Source organism: Serratia sp. NA_13, assembly GCF_052691735.1.
Window position 1 is genome coordinate 89,122 of the sequence record NZ_JBQZFV010000013.1, and the last position, 20,102, is coordinate 109,223.

General features: G+C 58.0%; 16 protein-coding genes. 10 read left to right on the forward strand and 6 right to left on the reverse strand.

All coding sequences use genetic code 11. The features are described from left to right. Positions 1-94 precede the first annotated feature (94 nt). Together ACUTSU_RS17370 and ACUTSU_RS17375 are read left to right on the forward strand one after the other, a co-directional pair. Complete coding sequence (locus ACUTSU_RS17370) at positions 95-1,561, forward strand: aminotransferase-like domain-containing protein (protein ID WP_445652639.1); 1,467 nt, start codon at positions 95-97, stop codon at positions 1,559-1,561. 72 nt (positions 1,562-1,633) lie between these two features. Then, positions 1,634-1,996 carry a YibL family ribosome-associated protein gene (locus ACUTSU_RS17375; protein WP_261111514.1) on the forward strand — a complete coding sequence of 121 codons (363 nt, stop codon included), beginning with the start codon at positions 1,634-1,636 and terminating at the stop codon, positions 1,994-1,996. Between the two features lie 31 nt (positions 1,997-2,027). Here the strand turns inward: ACUTSU_RS17375 and ACUTSU_RS17380 are convergent, their stop codons facing one another. The 5 genes from ACUTSU_RS17380 to fdhD form a co-directional block, all read right to left on the reverse strand. Then, positions 2,028-2,807 carry a class I SAM-dependent methyltransferase gene (locus tag ACUTSU_RS17380; RefSeq protein ID WP_445652640.1) on the reverse strand — a complete coding sequence of 260 codons (780 nt, stop codon included), beginning with the start codon at positions 2,805-2,807 and terminating at the stop codon, positions 2,028-2,030. A gap of 114 nt (positions 2,808-2,921) precedes the next feature. After that, the gene (gene yiiM / locus ACUTSU_RS17385) at positions 2,922-3,593 is read right to left on the reverse strand and encodes a 6-hydroxyaminopurine reductase (protein ID WP_445652641.1); all 672 of its coding nucleotides are present in this window, start codon (positions 3,591-3,593) and stop codon (positions 2,922-2,924) included. Positions 3,594-3,686: 93 nt separating this feature from the next. Beyond that, on the reverse strand, positions 3,687-5,615 hold the full coding sequence (locus tag ACUTSU_RS17390; protein WP_445652642.1) for a methyl-accepting chemotaxis protein: 1,929 nt from the start codon (positions 5,613-5,615) through the stop codon (positions 3,687-3,689). Between the two features lie 127 nt (positions 5,616-5,742). Beyond that, complete coding sequence (gene sodA, locus ACUTSU_RS17395; RefSeq protein ID WP_445652643.1) at positions 5,743-6,363, reverse strand: superoxide dismutase [Mn]; 621 nt, start codon at positions 6,361-6,363, stop codon at positions 5,743-5,745. Positions 6,364-6,489: 126 nt separating this feature from the next. Next, a complete protein-coding gene (gene fdhD, locus ACUTSU_RS17400) occupies positions 6,490-7,317 on the reverse strand; it encodes a formate dehydrogenase accessory sulfurtransferase FdhD (RefSeq protein ID WP_445652644.1) in 828 nt (275 codons plus the stop codon). 144 nt (positions 7,318-7,461) lie between these two features. Between fdhD and fdnG the strand changes: the two genes are divergently transcribed. From fdnG to selB, 8 genes are all read left to right on the forward strand, one after another. Then, positions 7,462-10,509: a formate dehydrogenase-N subunit alpha gene (fdnG, locus tag ACUTSU_RS17405; protein ID WP_445652645.1), complete on the forward strand. Its 3,048-nt coding sequence runs from the start codon at positions 7,462-7,464 to the stop codon at positions 10,507-10,509. 12 nt (positions 10,510-10,521) lie between these two features. Continuing rightward, on the forward strand, positions 10,522-11,421 hold the full coding sequence (gene fdxH, locus ACUTSU_RS17410; protein ID WP_135314605.1) for a formate dehydrogenase subunit beta: 900 nt from the start codon (positions 10,522-10,524) through the stop codon (positions 11,419-11,421). Further along, positions 11,418-12,053 (forward strand): formate dehydrogenase cytochrome b556 subunit, encoded by a 636-nt coding sequence (fdoI, locus tag ACUTSU_RS17415; RefSeq protein ID WP_445652646.1) that lies wholly within the window; start codon positions 11,418-11,420, stop codon positions 12,051-12,053. Before fdxH ends, fdoI begins: the two co-directional genes overlap by 4 nt. Next, on the forward strand, positions 12,053-12,982 hold the full coding sequence (fdhE, locus tag ACUTSU_RS17420) for a formate dehydrogenase accessory protein FdhE (RefSeq protein ID WP_445652647.1): 930 nt from the start codon (positions 12,053-12,055) through the stop codon (positions 12,980-12,982). Before fdoI ends, fdhE begins: the two co-directional genes overlap by 1 nt. A 233-nt stretch (positions 12,983-13,215) precedes the next feature. After that, positions 13,216-13,863 (forward strand): DcrB-related protein, encoded by a 648-nt coding sequence (locus ACUTSU_RS17425; protein WP_445652648.1) that lies wholly within the window; start codon positions 13,216-13,218, stop codon positions 13,861-13,863. A 34-nt stretch (positions 13,864-13,897) separates the two neighbouring features. Then, positions 13,898-14,503, forward strand: a complete 606-nt coding sequence (locus ACUTSU_RS17430; protein WP_261092910.1) for a glutathione S-transferase — start codon at positions 13,898-13,900, stop codon at positions 14,501-14,503. Between the two features lie 219 nt (positions 14,504-14,722). Beyond that, entirely contained in the window at positions 14,723-16,114 is a 1,392-nt protein-coding gene (gene selA / locus ACUTSU_RS17435) for an L-seryl-tRNA(Sec) selenium transferase (RefSeq protein WP_445654439.1), read from the forward strand. Then, positions 16,111-17,952, forward strand: coding sequence for a selenocysteine-specific translation elongation factor (selB, locus tag ACUTSU_RS17440; RefSeq protein ID WP_445654440.1), 1,842 nt, complete (start codon positions 16,111-16,113; stop codon positions 17,950-17,952). Before selA ends, selB begins: the two co-directional genes overlap by 4 nt. 742 nt (positions 17,953-18,694) lie before the next feature. Here the strand turns inward: selB and ACUTSU_RS17445 are convergent. Further along, on the reverse strand, positions 18,695-19,942 hold the full coding sequence (locus ACUTSU_RS17445; protein ID WP_445652908.1) for an MFS transporter: 1,248 nt from the start codon (positions 19,940-19,942) through the stop codon (positions 18,695-18,697). Between the last annotated feature and the right edge of the window lie 160 nt (positions 19,943-20,102).

Sequence of the window (20,102 nt, forward strand, 5' to 3'; positions counted from 1 at the left end):
CCTACAGGCAGATGGTGACAGAACCAAAAACCCGCTATTGTCATGGATACAGTTGTATCAAATTTAAACTGTACCCATTGCCTGGAGACAAACTGTGACCTTGCTCGATGAAATGCCGGAAACGCGCTACCAGCAGCTGGCGGATACGCTGGCAGAAGCCATACGCCGTGGCACGTTGCTACCCGGCAGCCGTTTACCTTCGGTGCGCCGTTGCGCGCAAAGCCATAGCGTCAGTATCAATACCGTGGTGGCGGCTTACCGCACCCTGGAAGATCGCGGGCTGATAGAGGCACGGCCACAGTCCGGTTTTTATGTCTGCAACACCTTGCCGGCGCTGAAAGCTGCTTCGCCGACCAGCAACCGGATAGAGCCACCGGCAGATGACGTACTGGCGTTGATCGACACGGTGTTCGCCGCCCAGCAAAACCCGGCATTCACCAATCTTTCGCTGGCCTGCCCACAGACTTCTGATTTCTATCCCGGTGGCAAGTTGGGGCGGATGCTTTCGTCGCAGTTACGCCGTCAGCCGAATTTAATCGGTCAATATGCGCTACCGCCCGGTAGCCTGCGGCTGCGACAGCAGGTAGCCCGTCGTTCGATGACGCTGGGCATGCTGCTGGAACCCGGCGATATCACGTTGACTCATGGCTGCATGGAGGCGCTGCAACTGGCGCTGCGCGTGACCACCAAACCGGGCGATTGTATTGGCCTGGAGTCACCGACCTATTTTTATCTGCTGCCGCTGCTGGCCAGCCTGGGGCTGAAGGCGTTGGAAATTCCTACCGATCCGCAGCACGGGCTGTCGCTGGATGCGCTGGAGCTGTTGCTCAATGAAAAGCGACTGAACGCAGTAATCGCCATGCCGACGGTGCAAAACCCGTTGGGTTGCACCATGCCGCAGGCGGCGAAAAAACGTTTGGCGCGGTTGATGAACGATCACCAGGTACCTCTGATAGAAGATGGGTTGTACGCAGAACTGCAATTCGGCGGTGCGCTGTCCCCGGCGGTAAAATCTTTCGATCGCGACGGTTGGGTGTTGTTTTGTTCGAGCTTTACCAAGACCCTGGCACCGGACTTTCGCATCGGTTGGATCAGTGGGGGGCGCTTTAACGAGGCGTTGCGCAAGCTGAAGGCGGTGTCGTCGATGTCCGAGTCGCAGTTGCTGTCGGAAACTCTGGCGATGTTTCTGGAAACCGGTGGATACGATCACCATCTGCGCAACCTGCGTAAACGCTACGCCGCTCAGGTGGATGAGGCACGGGCGCTGATTGCGCGTCACTTCCCACGTGGCACCCGGGCGACACAACCCGCGGGCGGATTCGTGTTTTGGGTGGAGTTCCCGGTCGGGGTCGACAGCGTGGCGTTGTTCCACCAGATGCTGGAGGAACAAATTTGCCTGACACCGGGCACGCTGTATTCCCCCAGTGGCCGCTATCGTAACGCGTTGCGGCTTTCCTGCTGCTACCCGTTTAATGCCCGTTACAGCCAGGCACTGGCGCGTGTTGGTGCCAAAGCCTGCGAGATGAGCGGCTTGCCACCGGGCATCGCGCAAGACGAGTAACCACGCGCGCATTTTGCTACAATGTGGACATCATTGATTAGCGTGCCGTATCGGCACAACAGGCCAGAAACCATGAAAGAAATAGAAAAGGCAGAGATCAAGCGCCTTAGCGACCTGCTGGACGCCCTCAAGCACAAAGACACCCTGATTATCCAACAGGGTAATCTTGACCTGATTGCTCAGCACACCAAAGAAAAAGAGAAGATGGCAGCGGAGATCGAGCGCCTGAAAGGCGTGCGCGTTGAGAAGCTGAGCGCCGAAGCGCAAAAGCTGAGCAAACTGCCGTTCAATCGTGAAATCACCAAGAAAGAGCAGGCGGATATGGGCACGTTGAAGAAAAACGTGCGCGGCCTGATCGTGGTGCACCCGATGACCGCACTGGGCCGTGAAATGGGCCTGAAAGTGGTCACCGGCTACGCCAGAAAAGCTTTCTGATTGCTGGGGCGCCTTTTGTGGCGCCCGGTTTTCATCGCTTGGTGGTGAAATACACCTTGGTCTGATAGGGCACTGTCACCGTATTCTTGCCCTGCAATTCCCCTTCCTCTGCCACCAACTGCCGAATCTGTTCGATCACCTGTTCCTGCTGCTCGTGCGGCAAGGCGGCGATAAAGCTGGTGGAGCGCACCCGGTTATAAATCACATCTTCTATTGCGCCCTGGTGGCCGAGCATAAACACCTGTTCCTGCAGCGGTTCTAATCCTTTGGACGGGAAAAGTTTACGCCATTCACCGGTGTAGAAACGCGGCGCGTCGCCTTCATGGCGGTCGACAATCTGATTGAGTTTACGCACCCAACTCACGCGCGCATCGCGCATGTTCCACACCAGGCCAAGCTTGCCGCCGGGCTTGAGGATGCGCTGGATTTCGGCCAAAGCCTGCTGCGTGGCAAACCAGTGGAAGGACTGCGCGCAAACTACCGCGTCGACCGACTCATCCGGCAATGGGATAGATTCCGCGGTGCCTGCCAATGTTTTCACCTGCGGCAGCGCCGCCGACAGCTTTTCCAGCATTTGGGCCACGGGTTCGACGGCGATCACCTGCGCACCGGTTTCCAGCAGGCGAGGGGTGAACTTGCCGGTGCCGGCACCGAGATCGAGAGCCGTCATACCGGCGTGCAGGCCGATGGTGTCGCGCAGCCAGGTCGCTATCTCCGGCGGATAATCCGGACGCCCTTTAACGTAACGATCGGCGTTGGCCTGGTAGCCTTCGGCTGCTGCAGGGTGAATCGAATGAGACGGGGTGTTCATAACTTTGCTCCTGCCTGAATGAGGTTGCCGGAACAACCGACGCTGAACAGTATAGGCCGGTGAAAAAGTTAAGCGCTGTAGGCAGCGTCAGGTTTTATTTTCCACCGGTCTGTTTTAGCGGCCCAGCAAGCGGCGATTAAAGTCTTCGAGACGTCCTTCGCTGATGCGCGTCAGCATGGTTTTGCTCCAGCTGGCAGACAGCCCGGCCACCGCCAGCAGGCGACGATACTGCTCTTCATCAAATGGCATATGCCAGGCGATGCCAATGGCTTCGGCGACCGAGACATCACTGTTGCGCGTCATCAGTTCCAGCGGGTGATCGCCGCTGACCTTGCCGGCAGATACCACGCGGTACAGCCAGCCGCAGCGGCCGCTTTGCTGCATCAGCACCGAGATCTCATCGATAGCAAAATGGTAGTTGAGCTTGAAGCAGGGAGAACGCGGCTGGGTGACCTGGATCAGCGCTTTGCCCCAGCGGAAGATATCGCCCATAAACACGTTATGTTCGGTCAGCCCGAGGGTAGAAATGTTCTCGCCAAAAGCGGGCGCGCTGAACTTTTCCGCTTGTGCCGGGAACTGTTCACGCCAGTGGTCATAATGTTCACGTGGATAGTGACACAGCGCACGGTCCGGCCCGCCGTGATAACTTTTCTCTGCCTGTTCATCGCCTTCCAGGCCGAGCGGGGTCAGCTTGACGGCACCGTCCACCAGGCGTTTGGCAATGCCGCTGGGCCGCCCGCCTTCGTAGGGTTGGATAGTGCCGATGTAAACCTCTGGGTGATGCATATGCGCCTCCTTGTCCCGCGTCGAAGGCCCAGCATAGCCCGAGTTGCCCGCGGGGAACAATAACCCGCCCGAGAGGTTTCGGGCGGGATAGGGTCAGAAGGTGGTCCAGTTGTCTTGCCCGGCGGTTTGGCTGGCCGGTTGTTTGCCGCTCGGGGTTTTGACTGCGACGGCTTTCGCGGCGACAGGCGCAGAATGTTCCGTCAGGCGGAAGACCGAGACGCTCTGCAACAGCATTTCTGCCTGTTCCTCCAGCGAGTCGGCGGCGGCGGCGGATTCTTCCACCAGTGCGGCGTTCTGCTGGGTGGTGTGGTCCATTTCGACAATTGCCTGGCCGATCTGGGCGATGCCGCGGGTCTGTTCGTCGGAGGCCGCGGCGATTTCCGCCATGATGTCACGCACGTGGGTGACCGACAGAACGATTTGCTCCATGGTGTTGCCGGTGTTTTCCACCAGTGTGGTACCGGTCTGTACCCGGTTGACCGACTCGGCAATCAGCCCTTCGATTTCTTTTGCTGCCTGGGCACTGCGTTGTGCCAGATTGCGCACCTCGCTGGCGACCACCGAGAAGCCACGGCCCTGTTCGCCGGCACGCGCAGCTTCCACTGCCGCGTTCAGCGCCAGAATGTTGGTCTGGAAGGCAATACCGTTGATCAGGGTGGTAATTTCGGCGATCCGCTGCGAACTGCTGGAAATATCGCGCATGGTGCTGACCACGCTTTCCACCAGCTTGCCGCCCTGCTGGGCAGTCTGCGAGGCGTCGGTAGCCAACTGATTAGCATGATGGGCGTTTTCGGCGTTTTGTTTCACCGTCGCGGTTAACTGTTCCATACTGGCAGCCGTTTCTTCAACCGCCGCCGCCTGCTGCTCGGTGCGGGAGGACAGATCAGTATTGCCAGCGGCAATTTCTGACGAGGCGGTCGAAACCTGACTGACCCCCAGTTGGATCTTCTCAATCATATCGCGCAGATTCTGGCTCATTGCCGCCACGGCGTTCAGCAACTGCCCCAGTTCGTCGCGGCGGTCGCTGGTCTGCGCTTGGCGCAGATCGCCGTTGGCGATACGTTCTGCCATCGCCAGTGTGTTATGCAGTGGGCGGGTGATCTGCAGCGTGATGCGCCAAGCGATCAGCACCCCAGCGATGATGGCTATCAAGGTGGTGATCCCCATCTGCAACTGCGCTAGATTGATGTCGTGGCGGGTCTGCGCCAGTTCGTCCAGCATAAAGGCGTTCACCAGTTCGCCGATCTGTTGTGCGCTTCCGCTGAGCTCTTGGCTGAGCTGCTGTTCATGCTGATAGGCGGGTAGATAGGCCGCGATACGTTTTTTGTAATTGTCGAGTGTAGTCAGTAGCGGTTGCAACTGAGGGCGCTGTGCTTCACTGACCCGGCGATTCAACGCGTTGGCTGCGTTGCGCGCCTCGTCGATAGTGGTCATCAACGAGGTTTCGGTTTCCTTATTCAGGTTCAAGAGCAGACCGCGGGAACCGTAGTGTATCTGGGTCAGTTTTTGATTTAGCTGGATGAAAGCAAGTTGAAGTTCACCGTTGTTTAACTGGCGCTCTACTTGATCCAGGCTGGCCTGGACCTCTGACATATTCCAACTCTGGCGCACGGCGTCTTTCGCTGCCACGGCCTGTTCAAAGGCTGTTTGCTGCTGCTGATATTCGTCGATCAGCGTGATTAGTCGTTGCAGATCTTTGTGGCTCTGCGGGTCCCAGTCCAGCTCCTGCCCCTGACCGATCAGTTTGACAGCGTTCTTGATGTTAGTGCGGTTGTTCTGTAGATACTCTGTCTTGTAGGTTTGGCTGAACATGGCGCGGTTGTACTTGGCCTGGTTGATCTCCTCTTTCAAATGGTTGCTGAAATCGATGCGAGCGGAACGGGATTTGATGATGTGCAGATATTGCACGCCGGTGCCAGCGATGACCGTGGACAGCAGCAGCAGCAGTGCGAAACCGAGACCGAGTTTTTTACCCACGGTGAGATGAACAAACTTTCCTGCCAATGTTTTCAATGCCGCCATAATGATTTTCCTTTCCTTTGGGCGAACGTCAATTGAATAAACCATCGGCAAAGAACGGTCAAACTTTAGCGAGTTTTGGTCAAAAAAATACCCGCACGAAGCGGGTATCTTCATTTTTGGGGGCGAATTACTTCTTCGCCGCGAAGCGTGCTGCGGCTTCATCCCAGTTAACCACGTTCCAGAATGCCTTGATGTAGTCTGGACGTTTGTTTTGATATTTCAGGTAGTAAGCGTGTTCCCACACGTCCAGGCCCACGATTGGGAAGCCTGAAGCGCCGGCAACGGCTTCGCCCATCAGCGGGCTGTCCTGGTTAGCGGTAGACACTACAGCCAGTTTGTCGCCTTTCAGTACCAGCCAGGCCCAACCTGAACCGAAGCGGGTCGCTGCGGCTTTCTCGAACTCTTCCTGGAATTTCTCAACGCTGCCGAAATCACGTTCGATAGCCGCTTTCAGGGAGCCACCCAGAGTGGTGCCGATTTTCAGGCCTTTCCAGAACAGGCTGTGGTTAGCGTGGCCGCCGGCGTTGTTACGCATGAAGGTTCGCTTGTCAGCAGGCACTTTATCCAGATCCTGGATCAGGTCTTCAACGCTGTATTGAGCCAGCTCTGGGTAAGCTTCCAGCACGGTGTTGGCGTTGTTAACATAAGTCTGGTGATGTTTGGTGTGATGGATTTCCATCGTCTGCTTGTCGAAATGCGGTTCCAGTGCGTCGTAGGCGTACGGCAGGGATGGCAGTGAGTAACTCATAATCATCATCTCCAAGGGTATAGGGCGGCGCATTATGTGAGCACCGCGTAAGCAGTCGGATCATTATAGTTATTTAAATGATATTGAAAATGATTATCAATGCCCTACTTATATTGTGGTCTTTGGTTAATCCACAATGCGCTGCGGGTGGGTAAACACCGTGGCACGGCCGGGTTTGCTGAAGCCGACCAACGTCAGGTTGCTGCGCTCGGCGATTTCCACTGCCAGTGACGTGGCGGCAGAAACCACAAACAGGATCTCGACGCCGCACATGGCGGATTTTTGCACCATTTCATAGCTGGCGCGGCTGGAAACCAGGATTGCTCCCTGTTGCCAGTCTTGTTTTGCCCGCACGCCGAGCAGCTTGTCGAGCGCCACGTGGCGTCCTACGTCTTCACAGCCCCCCAGCAGTTCCCCCTGTGGTGAGATCCAACTGGCGGCGTGGGTGCAACCGGTGAGCTGGCCGACGCTCTGCACCTGCTTTAGCTGCTCCAGCGCGTGATCGAGGTTGGTGAGGGAAAAGGTTTGGGTAAACGGCAATGCAGGCAGCGGGCGAAAAATATCCGCCAACTGTTCGATACCGCACACGCCGCAGCCGGTGCGGCCTGCCATGGCACGGCGGCGCTCTTTCAAACCGGCAAAGCGACGGCTGGAAAGCTCAATTTTCACCTCCAGTCCGTTACAAGTTTGGTTAATCTCTATACTGTAAATATCGCGCGGTGACTCGATGATGCCTTCAGACAGGGAAAAGCCCAGGGCGAAGGCCTCCAGATCTTTGGGGGTGCACATCATCACCACGTGAGAAATGCCGTTATAGACCAGCGCGACCGGCACTTCTTCCGCCAGCCAATCCTGCTGTGCGGTGGCGAGTTGCCCGCGTTGATACACCTGAGACCGGGTCACCCCTGTGAGCAAGGTTTCATTGATATGTTGGTCTGGGTTTATATTGTTCACTTAAGTGGCACCTGTTTGTAACACCCACAAATACGCTGTGGTAATATTGCCGCGTAAAAACAACAGTAATTTTAGCGCTTCCCGCTTCCAGGGGGAAAGCGCCATTTGAAACAATGTGACAATCGCAAGTGAAAGGAGACCCCCATGCAGGTCAGCAGAAGGCAGTTCTTTAAGATCTGCGCTGGCGGTATGGCAGGGACGACGGTAGCTGCTCTGGGCTTTGCCCCGGAAGTGGCGTTAGCGGAAACCCGGCAGTACAAACTGCTGCGCGCCCGTGAAACCCGTAATACCTGTACGTATTGTTCCGTCGGCTGTGGGCTGTTGATGTACAGCCTTGGTGATGGCGCCAAAAACGCCAAAGAAAGCATTTTCCACATTGAAGGCGACCCGGATCACCCGGTCAACCGCGGCGCGCTTTGCCCGAAAGGCGCAGGTTTGGTCGACTTCATCCATAGTGAAAGCCGCCTTCAGTATCCGGAGTACCGCGCGCCAGGTTCCGACAAGTGGCAGCGCCTGAGCTGGGACGACGCCTTCACCCGCATCGCCAAGCTGATGAAGGAAGATCGTGACGCCAACTTCGTTAAAACCAACGAACAGGGCGTGACCGTCAACCGCTGGCTGAGCACCGGCATGCTGTGTGCCTCTGCTTCCAGTAACGAAACCGGTTATTTAACGCAAAAATTTAGTCGCGCTCTCGGCATGCTTGCCGTAGACAACCAAGCACGTGTCTGACACGGACCAACGGTAGCAAGTCTTGCTCCAACATTTGGTCGCGGTGCGATGACCAACCACTGGGTTGATATCAAGAACGCGAATCTGATTATCGTCATGGGCGGTAATGCGGCGGAAGCGCATCCGGTAGGATTCCGCTGGGCGATGGAAGCCAAAATACACAATAAAGCCAAGTTGATCGTCATCGATCCGCGCTTTACCCGTACCGCATCGGTGGCAGATTTCTACACGCCGATCCGTTCCGGCACCGACATTGCCTTCCTGTCGGGCGTGTTGCTGTACCTGATGACCAACGACAAGATTAACCACGAATACGTCCACGCCTACACCAACGCCAGCCTGCTGGTGCGGGAAGACTTTACCTTTGAAGACGGCCTGTTCAGCGGTTATGACGCGGAAAACCGCAAGTACGATAAAACCACCTGGAACTACCAGTTCGATGAAAACGGCTTCGCCAAGCGCGATCTGACACTGCAGGACCCGCGTTGCGTGTGGAACCTGCTCAAACAGCACGTCAGCCGCTATACGCCGGAGGTGGTAAACAATATCTGCGGTACGCCAACCGAAGACTTCATCAAGGTGTGCGAATACATCGCCGAAACCTGTGTGGCGGATAAAACCGCGTCGTTCCTGTACGCCCTGGGTTGGACTCAGCACTCGGTCGGCGCGCAGAACATCCGCACCATGGCGATGATCCAGCTGTTGCTCGGTAACATGGGCATGGCGGGCGGCGGCGTCAACGCGCTGCGCGGCCACTCCAACATTCAGGGTCTGACCGACCTGGGCCTGCTGTCGCAGAGCCTGCCGGGCTATATGACGCTGCCGTCGGAGAAACAGACCGATATCGACACCTACCTGAAAGCCAATACGCCGAAGGCGCTGCTGCCGGGCCAGGTGAACTACTGGAGCAACTACCCGAAATTCTTCGTCAGCATGATGAAGAGCTTCTACGGCGACAAGGCGCAGAAGGAAAACGGCTGGGGCTTCGACTGGCTGCCGAAGTGGGACAAAGGCTACGATGTGCTGCAGTACTTCGAGCTGATGTCACAAGGCAAGGTCAACGGTTACTTCTGTCAGGGCTTTAACCCGGTGGCGTCGTTCCCGAACAAGAACAAGGTGGTGGCCTCGCTGTCAAAACTGAAGTTCCTGGTGACCATTGATCCGCTCAATACCGAAACCTCCAACTTCTGGCAGAACCACGGCGAGTTCAACGACGTTGATCCGTCGAAGATTCAGACCGAGGTGTTCCGCCTGCCGTCCACCTGCTTCGCTGAAGAGAACGGTTCAATCGTCAACTCCGGGCGCTGGTTGCAGTGGCACTGGAAGGGCGCTGATGCTCCGGGTGAAGCGATGAACGACGGGGAAATCCTGGCGGGTATCTTTATCCGTCTGCGTGAGATGTACGCGCGTGAAGGGGGGGCGGTACCTGAACAGGTGCTGAACATGACCTGGGATTATCTGACGCCGGAAAATCCTGCTTCTGAAGAAGTGGCGATGGAAAGCAACGGCAAGGCGTTGGCGGATGTTCTCGACGCCGACGGCAAAGTGCTGGCGAAAAAAGGTGAGCAACTCAGCACCTTTGCCCACCTGCGTGACGACGGTACGACGGCCAGCGGCTGTTGGATCTTCGCCGGTAGCTGGACACAGGCCGGTAACCAGATGGCGCGGCGCGATAACGCCGATCCTTCCGGTCTCGGCAATACGCTGGGTTGGGCCTGGGCCTGGCCGCTCAACCGCCGCATCCTGTACAACCGTGCTTCTGCCGATCCACAGGGCAAGCCCTGGGATCCAAAACGTCAGTTGCTGGAGTGGGACGGCACCAAGTGGGGCGGGGTGGATATTCCGGACTACAGCGCCGCCGCACCGGGCAGTGACGTGGGGCCATTCATCATGCAGCCGGAAGGCATGGGCCGCCTGTTTGCCACCGATAAAATGGCCGAAGGGCCGTTCCCGGAACACTACGAGCCGTTTGAAACGCCGCTCGGTACCAACCCGCTGCACCCGAACGTGGTTTCCAACCCGGCGGCCAGGGTGTTCAAGGACGATCTGGCAGCAATGGGCACTTCCGACAAGTTCCCGTACGTTGGGACAACTTACCGATTGACCGAGCATTTCCACTACTGGACCAAGCACGCGATACTCAACGCTATCGCACAGCCGGAGCAGTTTGTGGAGATTGGCGAGAAGCTGGCGGCGAAAAAAGGCATTCAGCATGGCGATACGGTGAAGGTCAGCTCCAACCGCGGCTTTATCAAGGCCAAGGCAGTGGTGACCAAGCGTATCCGTACCCTGCAGGTGCACGGCCAGGAGGTCGACACCATAGGTATCCCGATCCACTGGGGTTACGAAGGGGTGGCGAAGAAAGGCTTTATTGCCAATACGCTGACGCCGTTTGTCGGTGATGCCAATACGCAAACGCCAGAGTTCAAGGCGTTCCTGGTCAACGTGGAAAAGGTGTAACGGAGACGAATTATGGCAATGCAATCTCAGGACATCATTCGTAAATCCGCCACCAATGGTTTCACGCCGGCGCCGCGCGCCCGTGACCACCAGGAGGAAGTGGCCAAACTGATCGATGTCACCACCTGTATCGGCTGCAAGGCTTGTCAGGTGGCCTGTTCCGAATGGAACGACATCCGCGATGAAATCGGTCACAACGTCGGGGTGTACGATAACCCCGCCGATCTGACCGCCAAGTCGTGGACGGTGATGCGCTTTTCCGAAGTTGAGGAGAACGGCAAGCTGGAGTGGCTGATCCGCAAGGACGGCTGCATGCACTGCGCCGATCCGGGCTGCCTGAAGGCCTGCCCGTCGGAAGGGGCCATCATCCAGTACGCCAACGGCATCGTCGATTTCCAGTCTGAACACTGCATCGGCTGCGGTTACTGCATCGCCGGTTGCCCGTTCGATGTGCCGCGCATGAACAAGGACGACAACCGGGTGTACAAGTGCACCCTGTGCGTCGATCGGGTTGATGTCGGCCAGGAACCGGCCTGTGTGAAGACCTGTCCGACCGGGGCCATCCATTTCGGCACCAAGGACGCCATGAAGGAGATCGCCGCCGAGCGCGTCAGCGAGCTGAACACCCGAGGTTATCAGAACGCCGGTCTGTACGATCCGGCGGGCGTGGGCGGCACCCACGTGATGTATGTGCTGCACCATGCCGACAAGCCGCAGCTGTATCACGGTTTGCCGGATAACCCGACCATCAGCCCGGCAGTCACGTTCTGGAAAGGCGTGTGGAAACCCCTGGCGGCCATCGGCTTTGCCGCCACCTTTGCAGCGAGCGTGTTCCACTATGTCGGCGTCGGCCCTAATCGCGTCGAAGAGGAAGACAACGACGAACTGCACGATGAGGAGACGCGCAAATGAAGAAGGAAAAGCGTATTCAGCGCTACAGCGCGCCGGAGCGGATTAACCACTGGATTGTGGCGTTCTGCTTTGTGTTCGCCGCCATCAGCGGGTTGGGGTTCTTTTTCCCTTCCTTCAACTGGTTGATGAACATTCTCGGCACGCCGCAGTTGGCGCGCATTCTGCACCCTTTTATCGGGGTGATTATGTTTGTGGCCTTCCTGCTGATGTTCCTGCGCTACTGGAAGCATAACCTGATCAACCGTGAAGACATCGTCTGGGCTAAAAACATCCAAAAAATCGTCATGAACGAAGAAGTGGGTGACACCGGGCGTTATAATTTCGGTCAGAAGTGCGTATTCTGGGCGGCAATCATTAGTCTGGTGCTGTTGCTGGCCAGCGGTGTGGTGATTTGGCGGCCGTACTTTGCGCCGTCCTTCCCGATACCGCTGATCCGTATCGCGTTGCTGGTGCATTCGCTGGCAGGGGTTGGCCTGATTATCGTTATCATGGTGCATATTTACGCCGCGCTGTGGGTAAAAGGCACCATTACCGCGATGGTGGAAGGCTGGGTGCCGGCGGCCTGGGCTAAAAAACATCACCCGCGTTGGTACCGAGAGGTCCGCGAGAAACAACAGGAAGACAAACCCTGATGAGCATCCGCATTGTTCCTAAAGAGCAGTTAGGGGCACAGCGTGAGAAGTCCACAACGGCGGAAACCATCCCGCCGTTACTTTTCGCGAATCTGAAAAGCCTTTACAGCCGCCGTGCTGAACGCCTGCGCAAGCTGGCGACCGACAACCCGCTGGGCGACTACCTGAACTTCGCCGCCCAACTGGCCGAGGCGCAACATCACGCGTTGCACGACAATCCGCTGACGTTGGATCTGACCGAAGCGTTACAACAGGGCGCAGCCAGCGGCAAACCCCCGCTGGATCTGAGCGTTTTTCCGCGCAGTGAACACTGGCACAAACTGCTGGCTTCGCTGATTGCCGAGTTGCGCCCGCAGGCGCCGGAACACATTCTGGCGGTGCTGGATAACCTGGAAAAGGCCTCGTCGCATGAGTTAGAACTGATGGCTCAGGCGTTGCTTAACCAAGAGTTCAGCAAGATTGGCAGCGAGAAAGCGCCGTTTATCTGGGCCGCGCTGTCGCTTTACTGGGCGCAGATGGCAGGTCTTATCCCCGGCAAGGCACGCGCCGAATATGGCGAGCACCGCCAATTCTGCCCGGTGTGCGGCAGTATCCCGGTTTCCAGCGTGGTGCATATCGGCACCGTCAGCGGCCTGCGTTATTTGCACTGCAACCTGTGCGAAAGCGAATGGCACGTGGTGCGAATCAAATGCAGCAACTGTGAGCAGACCCGTGACCTCAACTACTGGTCGCTGGACAGCGAACTGGCGGCAGTGAAAGCGGAAAGCTGCGGTGACTGCGGCACTTACCTGAAGATTTTATATCAGGAGAAAGACCCGCAGGTTGAGGCGGTTGCCGACGATCTGGCCACGCTGGTGCTCGACGCCAAAATGGAAGATGAAGGCTTTGCACGTAGCAGCATCAACCCGTTCCTGTTCCCTGGGGAATGATGGTCTCCGGCTACTGTGCTGCGGCATGTTGACCTTGGGCAGTGCTCGGCCTCCTCACGTACTGCGTGTACGCTCCGGGGCCTGTGCGCTGTCCGCGCTCAAACTGCCGTTGCTCGCTACGTCTCTTGGTAGTGAACAACAATGATTAATTTCGGACTGGGTTTCTGGCATTCGCCGGGGCGACTTGCTACGTTTACGCAATGACGCGCGAAGCGAAAGGAAAGGGACTGACGATGTTGAAGACCATTGCGAAATTCACGGCGGTTGCCGTTTTGGCCATCGGACTGGCGGCCTGTGACAACAAGGACGACACCAAACCGGAAGTGCCGAAGCCGGATACCAAGCCGGTCGTCACGCAACCTGCACCGCCACCGCCGGTGGTGGAGACAAAACCTGCAGCTCCTCCGGGCCTGAAAGTCTCGATGCAAAAGGGCAAGATTACCTTTGAATTGCCATCGGGCTTTAGCGATCAGACCCAGAACAGCGGCATCATCAACGACAGCCAATCCACTATTCAGCGCTTTCTGGACGGCAAATCGCGCCAGAGCACCGTCTCTTCCGAAGTGATCCCGCCTGACGACATGAAGCTCAACAGCAGCGATAAAATGCTGAAAGATCTGACGCAGAGCATCATTACCGAACTGGCCGACCGTTATCAGAATATCCAGACCACCAAAGAAGAGAACTTCACCGTCGGTAAACAGAAATTCCATCGTCTGGATACCGAGCAGAGCATCAACGGGCAGAAGGTGGTATCCACCATCGTGCTGACGGTGTTCAATAAGCGGGTGGTGACGCTGCAAATGTTGTCGCCGGCCAAAACGCCGGAGGCGCACCAGGCACTGGTGCAGCAGATTATCGACACGCTGACGATCAAATAACAACGCTGAGGTTTGCAAGCCGAGGGGAAGACTGATGAAGCTTATTGGCAGTTACACCAGCCCTTTTGTCCGCAAGATTTCCGTGATGCTGTTGGAAAAGGGTATGGCGTTCGAATTCGTTAACGATCCGCCGTATGAGCCGGGCAGCCGGGTGGTGGAGCTAAATCCGCTCGCCAAGGTTCCGGTGCTGGTGGCTGACGACGGTAGCGTCTTTTACGACTCGCGGGTGATCGCCGAATACCTTGAGTTGTTGTCGGTAGCTCCGGCTTTTTTACCTGCCGATCGCGCGGCAGCACTGAGCATACGTCAGGTGGAAGCCCTGGCGGATGGCGTGACAGAGGCCGCCGCCACGCTGTTTCGCGAGAGCAAACGGGCGTCGGACAAACAGGACGAAAACTGGATCCTGCGCCAGCGCGCCAAGCTGACGCACGGGCTGGACGCGCTGGAAAAGTTGGCGCAGGAAAAAAAGCTGTTGAACACCGAAACGCTGACGCTGGCGGACATCGCTACCGGCTGCGCATTGGGCTACCTCAACTTTCGCCGCATCATGCCCAACTGGTGCGTTGAACGACCGGCGTTGATCAAACTGGCCGAACGGCTGTTTGCCCGCGAAAGCTTTGCCCGCACCTCGCCCCCCTGATCTGCTTTCTCTTACCCCGCTGCGGCGGGGTTTAGATTGATGACAAACACCCGAAAAACGTGGTTTTCGGATGTTTGGGGTAAACCAGTAGACATCATTCTTTTGTTTTTATTGGTACTCAAATCATTACGTTAACCACCAAGGCTTGGTCAGCAGTCTTACCCCGCTGCGGCGGGGTTTTGCTTTATGCCGAGACCATTACATTAAAACCGAGCGACCATGAGCACAGAATCCCAGCATCTTTACAGCCAGTTACCCGCCATTGACCGCCTGCTGCGCGATCCCGCTATCGAACCGCTGGTGGCACAACATGGCCAAACGCTGATTAGCGAGCTACTGCGCCAACTGCAATTACAGGCGCGTGAGGCAATTAAACAACATCAACGGTTGCCTGGCTGGTGTGCTGACTGGCCGCAGGCGCTTGGCGTCAGGTTGGCACAACAGCAACGCCCGTCGCTGGCCCCGGTATTCAATCTCAGTGGTACCGTGTTGCACACCAATCTCGGCCGGGCCTTGCTGGCGCAACCGGTGATAGAGGCGGTGACGTGTTCGATGGGCGCGGCGGTGACGCTGGAATACGATCTCGATGGTGCCGGTCGCGGCCATCGCGATCGCGCCGTCGCGGATTTATTGTGTCAACTGACCGGCGCGGAAGACGCCTGCATCGTCAATAACAATGCGGCAGCGGTACTACTGATGCTGGCGGCGATCGCCCCCGGCAAGCAAGTGGTGGTGTCGCGCGGTGAACTGGTGGAAATTGGCGGCGCGTTCCGCATCCCCGATGTGATGCGTCAGGCGGGCTGCCAGTTGGTCGAAGTCGGCACGACCAACCGCACCCATCTAAAGGACTACCGTAACGCAATTAACGAACAGACCGGGTTGCTGATGAAGGTGCATACCAGCAACTACAGCATCCAGGGTTTTACCGCCGCGGTGGAAGAAGCCGAGCTGGCGCGGCTTGGTGCCGAACACGGCCTGCCGACCGCCACTGATCTGGGCAGCGGCTCATTGATTGATATGGCGCAGTACGGCCTGCCGGCCGAACCTATGCCGCAGCGGCTGCTGGCTGCCGGGGTGGATCTGGTGACCTTCTCCGGTGACAAATTGTTGGGCGGCCCACAGGCCGGCATCATTGTCGGTAAAAAGGCGCTGATCGCCAGGTTGCAGCAGCATCCTTTAAAGCGTGCGCTGCGCGTCGGCAAGCTGACGCTGGCAGCGCTGGAGGCCACGCTGCGCCTTTATCAACAACCTGAATTGTTGGCGGAGCAACTGCCGACGCTGCGGTTGCTCACTCGCCCACAGCAGGCCATGCAGTATGCCGCCGAGCGACTGTTACAGGCGTTGACGCCGCAGTTTGCCGGGCATTTCCAGTTGCGTGCCGAGCCGTGCTGGTCGCAGATCGGTAGCGGTTCATTGCCGGTGGATCGGCTGCCCAGCTATGCATTGACCTTTACGCCGCAGGACGGTCGCGGCGCGACTTTGGAGGCACTGGCGGAACGCTGGCGCCGTCTGCCGCAACCGGTGATTGGTCGCATTAACGACGGCAGGCTGTGGCTGGATCTACGCTGTCTGGAGCAGGAAAACGCATTGATTGAGGCGCTGAGCGCATGATTATCGCTACCGCCGGCCATGTCGACCATGGCAAAACCACCCTGCTGCAGGCGATTACCGGGATTAATGCCGATCGGCTGCCGGAAGAAAAACGCCGCGGCATGACCATAGATCTGGGCTATGCCTACTGGCCGCAGCCGGATGGCCGGGTGCTGGGTTTTATCGACGTACCCGGTCATGAAAAATTCCTCGCCAATATGCTGGCAGGCGTTGGCGGCATTGACCATGCGCTGCTGGTGGTGGCCTGTGACGACGGCGTGATGGCGCAAACCCGCGAGCACCTGGCCATCCTGCGGTTAAGTGGTCGGCCGGCGCTGACTGTGGCGCTGACCAAGGCCGATCGGGTGGATGAGGAACGCATTGAAGAGGTACGACGCCAGCTAAGTGACGAGCTGGCGCACCAGGGGTGGCATCAGGTGCCGATGTTCGTCACCGGAGCGCTACAGGCGCGGGGGATCGATGCATTGCGTGCGCACCTGTTGGCGTTGCAGTCAAACGAACATGCGTTAAGCCGTCGCTTCCGTCTGGCGGTGGATCGCGCGTTCAGCGTAAAAGGTGCGGGTCTGGTGGTGACCGGTACCGCGCTGGGCGGGCAGGTGGCGGTGGGTGACTCGCTGTGGCTGACCGGTGCCGATACTCCGGTGCGGGTACGCGGCCTGCACGCGCAAAACCAGCAGGTTGAGCAGGCGCAGGCCGGGCAGCGTATCGCGTTGAATATCAGCGGTGACGTCAGTAAAGAGCAGGTGGCGCGCGGTGACTGGCTGCTGGCACAAAAGCCGCTGGCCGCTGCCGAGCGCATTTTGGTTGCGTTGGATGCTGACCAACCGATAAAACATTGGCAACCGCTGCATCTGCATCATGCCGCCAGCCATATCACCGGGCGAATTTCGCTGCTCAATGAGGGGCTGGCAGAGCTACTCCTCGATTGTCCACTGTGGCTGGCGGAAAACGACCGGCTGGTGCTGCGGGATATTGGCGCTCGCCAAACGCTGGGCGGTGCCAGAGTACTGAGTTTGACCACCCCGAAGCGAGGCAAGCGCCAACCTGAGTATCTGACCTGGCTGGCGGCGCTGGCACAGGCCGACGATGACCGGCAAGTGTTGGCGTTGCATCTGCCTAATGGCGCACTGGATCTGGCCGCCTTTTCCTGGGCCCGGCAACTGACCGCAGGCGAATTGGCAGCACTGTTGGCGGGCTGTGAGTTGCTGATTGCCGGCGATATGGCGCTGGCGCAGGAGAATGCACAGCAGGGCCAACAGCGTTTATTGCAGGTATTGGCCGAGTATCACCAGCAGCATGCCGATCAGCTCGGCCTGGGGCGGGCACGCCTACGGCGCATGGCTTTGCCTCAGCTTGCTGAACCGCTGGTATTTATGATGATCGATCGGCTGCTGGCCGAGCGGTTGATAAACAATACCCGGGGTTGGTTGCACCTGCCGGAGCACGGTCTGGCGTTCAGTGCCGAAGAACTGACCCTGTGGGAAAGTATTGAGCCGCGGTTTGGCGACGAGGCATGGTGGGTACGCGATTTGGCGAGCGAATTGGGCGAAGACGAGGCCCGGATACGGGCGACATTGCGTAAAGCGGCACAGTTGGGGCATGTCACGGCAGTAGTGGTGGATCGTTATTACCTAAGTCGACGTATTGAACAGTTCGCGGCACTGATCCGCGAGCTTGATGTGGAGCAGGGCAGCGCCAATGCCGCCGATTTTCGCGATCGGCTCGGTGTGGGCCGCAAGCTGGCGATCCAGGTGCTGGAGTTCTTCGACCGCAGCGGTTTCACTCGCCGCAAGGGCAACCAGCATCTGCTGCGCGATGGCGGGCTGTTTGGCCGTTGATGGTGATACGCTAAAGCGGGGCGTTAGCCTAATGCTTGTCAGTTAACGTTTTTCTGAAGGTGTGGTGAAGTTTTCGGTCGATAAAGGTGAAATGCGCCATGAAACTCACTCGTCTCGACCGAGCAAGGGGCCGTAGGCGCGGCCCCTTGCAACCCGCGCCTTTGCCCTGTCAGACGGTTGGCTACGCCAACGCCCCTCCCTCCGTCACCGCGCATCACGGCCGGCTACGACAGGCGTCCCTGCCTGTCTCGCCTGAAACCGCCGTCCGTGGCGGTTTCGCCTATGCGCCGCTCCTGCGTTCGGCGTCTTCAAGGGCGCCCAACACCCTGCTCATCTCATCATTTTCACTGTTTTTTATAACGCAATATCCAACGTTGCCCGGTGGCAACCGATTCGGGTGTTGACCCTGGCGCGCATCACCGGCTGCCGAGCAAGACGGCGTTGTCAGGGGCAACCGGCCAGGGAAGGCCGGTTGAGGCGAGACTAACAGGGAGGTTTGTCGTAGCCGACCCGCCCGACAACGCAGGTGCAGCGAGGGTATCCGCGTAGCGGACAGACGGTGTTAAGCGAGGGCGCGGGTGGAGGGGCCGCGCCTTCGGCCCCTCCAATTGCCGTTCATGGCAGTAGCAGAGAAATGCGGGATATTTACGGCAATTCCTCCTGCACGGAGCGCACAGGGATTGGATAAGAAATGCCAGTCAGGCTTAACTGACAAGCATTAGGGCGTTAGCCCCGCTTGTCGTTACCGCGCTTGGTTAGGCGCAGGCGTTGCGTCGCCGCTGCGGCGTTTGCTGAGGAACAGCGCCACCAGCGCCAGCCAGCACAGGCCGCTAATCAGGTTGAACAAATTGAACAATCCGCTGCCGCCCCACACGTAGGCCACTTTTGTCAGCTCGATACCGACGGTGAACACCATCATGCTCAGCATGCCCATGGTGGCGGAAACCGTGCCTTTGCTGACGGAGCTTGAAAACAACGTCAGGCGAACCAGCCCGGCATTGGCCAGCCCGATACCGTAGGCGTACAGGCTCAGGCCTGCGGTCATCCACAGGTAGGCGTGGCTTGAGAACAGCGTCGCCAGTGCCGCGATCAACAGCCCCAGCATCATTGGCCCTGCGCCCAGTTTGATTAGGCGTTGTACGCTGTTTTTACCGGTCAAACGCGCCAGCGTCAGGTTGCCGAGGATCAGCGCACCGAACACCGGAATTTGCAACAGGCCGTAATCGAGCGTCGACAGCGACTCGCCGCTGATCAGGATCACCGGTGATTGGGCAATCCAGGCCAGCAGCGGCAGGCTGGCGAAGCCAATGGCCAGTGCCCCGCAGATAAAGCGGCGGTTCGACAGCACCTGGCGATAGTCGCGCCACAAGTTGGCGGCCGAAAATTTATCACCCTGTAGCGTCGCGGTTTCCGGCATCGCTTTCCACAGGCCATAGAAGGCAAAGGCCGCCAGCGCAGCGAACAACACGAACATGCTCTGCCACGGCGCGACGTGGATCAACGCAGCACCGGCCAATGGCCCGAGCAGCGGGGCGATCAGCGCCACGTTGGCCATCAGCGCGGTGATTTTTATGCACACCGATTCCTCAAAGGATTCCTGTATCGTGGCGTAGCCGACCGCGCCGATAAAGCACAGGCCAATCCCCTGCAGGAAACGCATAAAGATAAATTGCTCGATGTTAGTCACCAGCAAAATCGCCAGGCAGGAGACGATAAAGAACGCCACACCGGCCAACATCACCGGGCGACGGCCACGGCGATCCGACAACGGCCCCAGCAGCCACTGCAGGAAAATACCGCCGGCCAGATAGGCGGTCATTGAGGTTGGCACCCACTCTTCACCGGCGTTGAAATCTGCCACTACCGCCAACATGCCAGGTTGGATCATATCGTTGCCGATATAGGTGGCAAATTCGAACAGCACCAGACAAAGAGGGAATAAAAGCGCCTGTCGACCCAAGCGAGCCGCAGGTGGTAATGTTGTTTTCATAGTTATCGTACTGAAAGTAAAGAAGAAATAAGGAACTGTCAGGGCGGGGAGCGCTATCTGAGCGAGTTGTGGCGGCTATTTTGCCGCCAATTGTTCACCTTGGCAATCATCCGGTGTGGTTTCAGCACATTCTGATATTGCCCATCAGGGTTGCCACCCA